Origin of the sequence: Streptomyces sp. NPDC050704 (genome assembly GCF_040654355.1) — a bacterium.
Classification (GTDB): domain Bacteria; phylum Actinomycetota; class Actinomycetes; order Streptomycetales; family Streptomycetaceae; genus Streptomyces.
This window is the reverse complement of sequence record NZ_JBFAHW010000031.1, coordinates 97051-103774: the sequence shown is the minus strand read 5'-3', so window position 1 is coordinate 103774 and position 6724 is coordinate 97051. Positions and strand designations below refer to the sequence as shown.

Here is a 6724-nt window from a genome sequence, read left to right as displayed (position 1 = left end):
CCGGCGACCGGCGCCCGGCGACCGGCGACCGGCGACCGGCGACCGGCGACCGGCGACCGGCGACCGGGTCCCGGCGACCGGCGACCGGCGACCGGCGACCGGCGACCGGCGACCGGGTCCCGGCGACCGGCGACCGGCGACCGGCGACCGGCGACCGGGTCCCGGTTCCTGGCTCCAGGTTCCCGGGGCTCCGGGTTCCCGGCTTTGGGTTCCAGACTCCCGGCACCGGGTTTCTGGTTGCCGGTTCGGATTCCGGGCTCCTGGCGCCGGGTTCCCGGTTCACGGCTCTCGTGGCTCCAGGCTCTGGCTCCCATGCCTCCCGCCCGGCCTTGGCTCCTGCGGCCCGCGGCCGCGGGCTTTCGCTCCCGTGGCTTCCGGCTTCCGGCTCCGGGTTCTCGCCCCGGCTCCCGGTCCCGGTCGAGGCCGTAGCGGGCCTCGACGTGTTGGTGGACCGTGGGCCGGGGCTTCCCGGTGGCGCTGCTCGCGAGGGAGTTCGCGCGTTGGACGAGGCCGGCCTCTCAGAACGGGTCGGCGTACCCCTCGGCGTCCGCGCCGCGCAGCAGCTCGCGCCCGAACTCCACCATCTTCTTCGCGTAGTCCTCGGTCCACTCGGCCCGCTCGGCGATCTCCGCGGGCGTGAGCCGGTCGAACCGCCGGGGATCGGCGAGCTGCGCCGCGGCCATCGCCTGGAACTCGACGGCACGGTCGGTGGCCGCCCGGAACGCGTGCGTCAGTTCCGTGGCCCGGGCCAGCAGCGCCCGGGGGTCGTCGATCGACTCCAGGTCGAAGAAGTGCTCAGGATCGGCGCCGGCCTCCGCGGGCTCGAAGAGCAGCGGCGCGGGGCGAAGCCGCGGCTCGTTCCGACGCGGCGTGGGCTCCGCCATGACTTCTCCTCCTCGTACGGTGGTCGGCCCGTCCGTGTGGATGAGCCACCGTCCATTGTCCCTTGACCGCGCAAGAGGGCCCAGGGCCCACCTGACCGGCCCTGATTCACGCCCCTCTACGAGACCCCGCACGCCCTTACGATCCCCACGCCACCCGGTGCTCGGACAGATGCGACAGCACCGCATGGCTCGCCTCCCAGCCATCAGGGAATTTCACCGTGACGCCGAGCTGGACCGGTTCCGTGGACGGGTGGTCGTCGAGGAGGTCTGCGACGCCGGCGCGGCAGACGACGATGCAGGCGTGGCGGTGGCGGGACGCCAGGACGCACAGGCGTCCCGTTTCCAGGTGGAACGCCGTCGCGTCCGGGCGGCCCGACAGGGGGTGCAGGACGACGGTCACGTCGTACTCGCGGCCCTGGAGACGGTTCGCCGTGTCGACGGTCACCTCCGAAACGCCCAGGTCCGCCAGGGCCGCACGGACCGCCGCCGCCTGGTCCCGGTGTGCCGTGCCGACGGCGATCCGGTCGGCCGTCAGGGGCGCCGGGTCGGGGGAGCGCTCCGAGGTCGCCGCACCGCCCCGGTCCAGCAGGCGGCGTACGACCTGGGCGAGGGCGTGTACCGCCTCGGGGTCCGTACGGGGTGTGTGCCGGGCCGGGAGTTCCAGCAGGCCCCAGCCCGTCTCCGCCGCCTCGTCGATGACCCGGTCCGGGCCCGAAGCGTCCGACGGGACCGCGAAGTCGAGGCGGCGGTCGCCGTGGCCCGTGCCGCTGCGGAACGGCGTGAACGGGTAGAACGCGTCGGAGACCAGCGGTGCCGCCGACGCGGGGAGCCGCCAGGAGACGGGCAGGCGGTGCTGGGGGAGTTCGGGGTTGTGGGCGAGGAGTGTCGTCACGGCGGAGGCCGAGGGGTCGTACGACAGCCCCGCCCACTGCTCCGAGCCGACGATCGCGAACGGGTCCAACTGGCCCGGGTCGCCCACGAACAGCGCCCGTTCGAAGAGCCCGGCCACGGCGAGCAGCGCGTCCGACCGCATCTGGTACGCCTCGTCGACGATCGCGTGCCGCCACGGCTCGACGCCCTTGACGTGCGCCCACTTCGCGGCCGTCGAGATAACGACGTCGAGCCCGGCGAGGTCCCCGGCCTTGGCGGACTTGCGGACGTTCGGCAGGTCGTCGAGCGCCTTGTCGTACGGGTCCGCGTCGCTGCTGTGCAGGCGGCCGACGGGCAGCTCGGGGTTCTTCTCGGCGAGCCGCAGGACCAGGTCGTCGACCTGCGCGTTGGTCTGCGCGATGACCATCAACGGGCGTCCGGCCTCGGCCAGTTCGAGCGCGGCACGGACGACGAGCGTGGACTTGCCGGCGCCGGGCGGCGAGTCGACCACGACCCCGCGGTGCGTCCCGTGCAGCGTGTCGCGCAGGATCGCGTCGGTGGCGCGGGCGGCCTCGGCGCCGGGGTCGAACACGTCGGCACGGGTGGTCACAGGACGTCCTCTTCGGTCACCGGGTCGGGCGGCGGGGCGGCTGGTGGGGCGGACGGGTCACCCGGTGGTCCGCCGTGTGTCCACGGGGTCTCCTCCGGGTCCGGCAGCTTCGGCCCGCCCCGCTGCTCGTGTTCGAAGAGCGTGAAGCAGAGGCGGTCGCCCTTCTCCGGGACGGATCCGGCCTCGGGCTCCTTGCCGCGGCCCATCTTGTCGACGACACGCAGCACGACGAGGAAGCCGCCCAGTTCATCCGCGGCCTTCTCAGACCCCTCGGACCCCTCGGACTCCTCAGCCCTCTCGGACCCCTCGTACGCCACGAACTCGGCTGCCTGCGGCTTCCCGCCCAGCGAGCGGTAGACCTTGGCGCGCTCGCCGAGGTGCGGGCGGTCGTCCGTGCGGACGGTCACGAGGGGGCGCGGGCTGGGCCGCTTCCCCTCGCTGTACGCCATCACGACATCGGTGACCTCGCCCGCGAAGGCCTCGCCGGCGAGCCGCCGCCCGGCCATGACGAGCGGGTCGTCGAGGGCCTCCTGGGCTTCCAGGCGGGCCTGTTCGCGCTCACGCGTGGCCAGTTTGTTGGCCGCGGTGACCGCGTCGTCGCGGCGCGGCTGCGGGGGCTCTCCGGCGAGCACGCGGTCCCGGTGGCCGGTGAACGACCAGCGGTCGCGGGTCCACCGGTCGGCCGCGTGGGCGCCCTCGGGCAGGGCGCGCAGCAGGTCGAGGCCGCGCCACACGGCGTCCCAGGTGGGGCGGGTGCGGCTGGCCACCAGGTCGCGGATCTGCCGCTCGGCGGCGGTGAGTTCGCCGAGCCGGTCGTCCGCCTCGATGCCGTCCTCGGCGGCCGCGAGTGCCGTACGCGCGCGGTCGTAGCGCTCGATGGCGGGGGCGAGCAGCTTGTTGTCGAAGGCCGGGTCCGTGGCGGGGCCGGCGGGTGGGCAGACGAGCTGTCCCTTGGCGTCCCGCCGGAGCTCGGCCCCCAGCGCGGCCGCCGCGCCGGACTCGCCCTCCGGAGGGTCGATCCAGGCGAGCAGCGCCCCGAGGTGCTGGTCCTCCAGGCTGCTCTGCCCGGTCGCCCAGTGCCGGGACAGCAGGTCCGTGAGGGCGAGGAGCAGCGCCGAACCCGGTACTCGGGCCCGCTCCCCGTAGTGCGTCAGCCACCGCCCGAGCAGTGGCACGTGCGGCGGCGCGGGATACGGCGTCTCCGGGTCCTGCTCGGCGGTGCGCCGGAACCGCATGGAGCGCCCGAGCAGCCGTACGAAGTCGGTACCCGCGCGGCTCGGCATGATCAACTGCGGTGCGTCCGCGCACAGTTCGACCTCGACCTTGACCCGCTTGCCGGTCTCCGGATCGGTCTCGTTGCGCTCGGCGGCCTCGACGTTCAGCGCGTACGAGTCGATGTACGGCAGGACGATATCCGCGAGCTCGGCGAGGAACGCGAACCGTAGGTCGCGGTCCCGGGGCTGCGGTACGACGAGCAGCCGTGGTGCGTCCCGGTCGGTGCCGACCAGTGCGCCCAGTGGGGCGCCGGCCTCACCGGCGGTGGTGAGCGGTACGAAGACGAGCGGGTGTTCGGAGATGTGGCGGTGGCGGACTGTGGTGAGGGGTTGGGCTCGGCCGGTGTCGACTGCTTCGAGGCGGGCGAGGGTGGTGATCAGGGACATGCGGCTCCCTTCTGGCCCGTCGCGGCGGTACTGCGGCGTGCCGAGTGCTTGCCGCTGGGCGCTCCCGCCGGTAGTTCGTGAGCTGCGGGTTGGTCGTGGCTTGTCGCGCAGTTCCCCGCGCCCCTTACGGGGCGCTCCTCGCGGGCCGGTGTATCGCGTGTGGGGCCGTTGTGGCTGGTCGCGCCCACGCGGCGGAGCCGCACAATGTCACGCCCCGCGCCCCTGAAGGGGCGCCTGCCGCACCGGAGTTGGAATGGGCTCAGCACGTCGCACCTTCCGATGTCCCGGCCCGCGGCCTCTCCCGACCGCTCAGCGCCTCCGTGCGCAACTCCGCCGCTCTGCGCAGTGCGGCCACCGCCGGGTCGGTCGGGTCGCCGGACTCGCCGCGGGCCGCTGCCAGTACGTCGCCGACCGCCGTCAGGCCGCCCAGTTCCGCCCGCATTGAGCGGCCCAGGGACGTCACCGCGCCCTGTGCACGAGCGCGGTCGCGGCAGTGGAAGGCCAGCTCGCAGGCGGACAGGCACTCGGGGGCGTACGTCGCGGGGACCGACTCGACCGCGGAGGTCAGCTCCTCGGGAGGCAGCTCGGGGGCGAAGCAGGTGCCCTCCGGGAGGGAGTCGGCGATGTCCTCGATGCGAGTGAGGCGCTCCAGCTGGCGGCGGGTCACGGACCGCTGCTTGCGGACGTCGACCGCCGAGGCGGTGGGGAGGTTGGAGAAGTCCTTGGGACAGACCAGCAACACCGTGTGCCGGACCACGGGCGCGGGGGCGCTGTCCTGGGCGCTCGGCTTGCCGGGGGCCCCGGCCGGTGTCGAGGGGACGCGCGCGCGGGGGCCCGAGGGGCCGAGCACGGTCGCCCCCTCGTCTCCAGCGAGCCCTTCCGGCACCTCAGGCACCTCAGGCTCTTCTGGCACCTCTGGACGTTCGAGCCCATCCGGCCGTTCGAGCCCATCCGGCCGTTCCGGCCCCGCACCGAGCCGCGCCGCGACCCGCTCCAGCGCCAGTACGTACACCGCGGCCTGCCGTGCCGCCGCGCCCACCTCTGCCGCGTCCGCCGAACCGTCCAGCATCGGGAAGGACTTGATCTCGATGACCGTCCAGCTGCCGTCGGGGTGCACGACCACCGCGTCCGGCTCCAGGAAGGCGGGGGAGCCGGCGACGTCCAGCGCGAGCAAGGGGTGGTCGAGCAGTGTCCAGACGCCCGCCGCGGTGGCCTCGCGCAGCGCCAGCGCCGTACGGGCCGTCCGTCCCTCGGGGCCGACGGCCGTGAGGTCGGGAACGACACCGGCCGCGGGCGGCACGGCCCCGGCGTCGAGCTTCTCGTGCACGAGCCGCAGCAGCTCCGCGCCCCCGTCGGCCTTGACCCGCGCCTCGAAGGCGTTGCCCCGCATGAACGCGAACTGCGACTGCCCGAACGCCGACGGCGAGCCGAGCGCACTCGCCAGCGCCGCCTTGTTCACCCCCGCCCCGTCGAGGATCGCGCGCCGCTTGCAACCGGGGTTCGCGGCGAGCGCCGCGAGGGCGCGCGCGTCGAGCGGCTGCGGCGGAACAGCAGGACCGCGCAGCTCAGCGAGCCGCTGCCGGAGCGCCGTCCTCCGCTGTGGGACTCGCTCCCTGTTCGGCTCCCTGCTCGGCGCCCGGGGCGGCACGGACCTTGTGCGGTCGGGGAAGTTGCTCACCCGTGGAAGTCTGGCACCCCGCACTGACAATTGAGGAACCTGCGACGCCCGAGCCACCCGTGACCGGTGCGAGTCGCCGGACCCCGAACCGCGCCCGGAGCAGGTCCGCGGCCCGCAGCACCGGCCGGGTCAGCAGCAGCCCGATCCCCATGACGACGGCGCCCGCGAGCGCGTCGAAGAAGTAGTGGTTGGCGGTGCCCATCACCACGATCGTGGTGATCAACGGGTACGCGACGCCCGCGACCTTGGTCAGCCGGGTGCCGCCGTACCGCCACAGCAGCACGCCGCACCACAGCGCCCAGCCGACGTGCAGGCTGGGCATCGCCGCGTACTGGTTCGTCATGCCGCCGAGCCCGCGCGGCGCGCTCGCCTCGCCGCCCCACCAGCCGTAGTCGCTGTACTGGGCCATCGTGTCGACGAACCCGTGGCTCGCCGACAGCAGCCGCGGCGGGCAGGTCGGCAGCAGCGTGAAGCCGATCAGGCCGATGAACGTGGAGGTCATCAGCCAGGTCCTGGCGGCCCGGTAGCGCACGGCCCGGGACCGGAAGAGCCAGATCAGGACGGCGGGCGTGACCATGTAGTGCAGCGACGCGTACCAGAAGTCGGCCGGGATGCCGATCCAGGGCTCACGTGTGAAGAGACGGTTCAGCGGGTGCTCGGCGTTGAGATAGAAGATCTTCTCCACGCGCAGGATCGCCAGACCGTGGTCGACGGCGCTGGTCACATCCCCGCGCGCGAGCAGCCGGCCCGCCGAGTACGCCCCGTACACCAGCAGGATGATGGGCAGCTCGGTCCACCAGCGGAGACGGGTGCGTGGTGCCGCCTCGGTGCGTGGTACATCGGTCCGCAGCATCCGATCCCTCCCCCTCCAGCTTCCCTGGCCGTCGTGACACAGGCCAGCCAATTTACGGTGTACGCGAAAGCCCCGAGGGGGCGCCCCTGGTGCTCAAAGACGCAGAGATCGCCCAGTGGGTTGCTCCGGACGCCGGTGCGCGATGATGGACTGATCCAACCCTCGTTC

General features: G+C 73.7%; 5 protein-coding genes. All 5 read right to left on the bottom strand.

Features of this window, described 5'->3' with window-relative positions; all coding sequences use genetic code 11:
- Positions 1-518: 518 nt before the first annotated feature.
- The 5 genes from AB0I18_RS20120 to AB0I18_RS20100 all read right to left on the bottom strand — a co-directional run bounded on the left by AB0I18_RS20120 (position 519) and on the right by AB0I18_RS20100 (position 6556).
- Complete coding sequence (locus AB0I18_RS20120) at positions 519-884, bottom strand: hypothetical protein (protein ID WP_363106870.1); 366 nt, start codon at positions 882-884, stop codon at positions 519-521.
- A 136-nt stretch (positions 885-1020) separates the two neighbouring features.
- On the bottom strand, positions 1021-2364 hold the full coding sequence (locus AB0I18_RS20115) for an AAA domain-containing protein (RefSeq protein ID WP_363106869.1): 1344 nt from the start codon (positions 2362-2364) through the stop codon (positions 1021-1023).
- Positions 2361-4025 carry a hypothetical protein gene (locus AB0I18_RS20110; protein WP_363106868.1) on the bottom strand — a complete coding sequence of 555 codons (1665 nt, stop codon included), beginning with the start codon at positions 4023-4025 and terminating at the stop codon, positions 2361-2363. The genes AB0I18_RS20115 and AB0I18_RS20110 overlap by 4 nt, the downstream gene beginning before the upstream one ends.
- Positions 4026-4284: 259 nt before the next feature.
- The gene (locus AB0I18_RS20105) at positions 4285-5589 is read right to left on the bottom strand and encodes a hypothetical protein (protein WP_363106880.1); all 1305 of its coding nucleotides are present in this window, start codon (positions 5587-5589) and stop codon (positions 4285-4287) included.
- A gap of 1 nt (position 5590) precedes the next feature.
- Entirely contained in the window at positions 5591-6556 is a 966-nt protein-coding gene (locus AB0I18_RS20100) for a phosphatase PAP2 family protein (RefSeq protein WP_363106867.1), read from the bottom strand.
- Between the last annotated feature and the right edge of the window lie 168 nt (positions 6557-6724).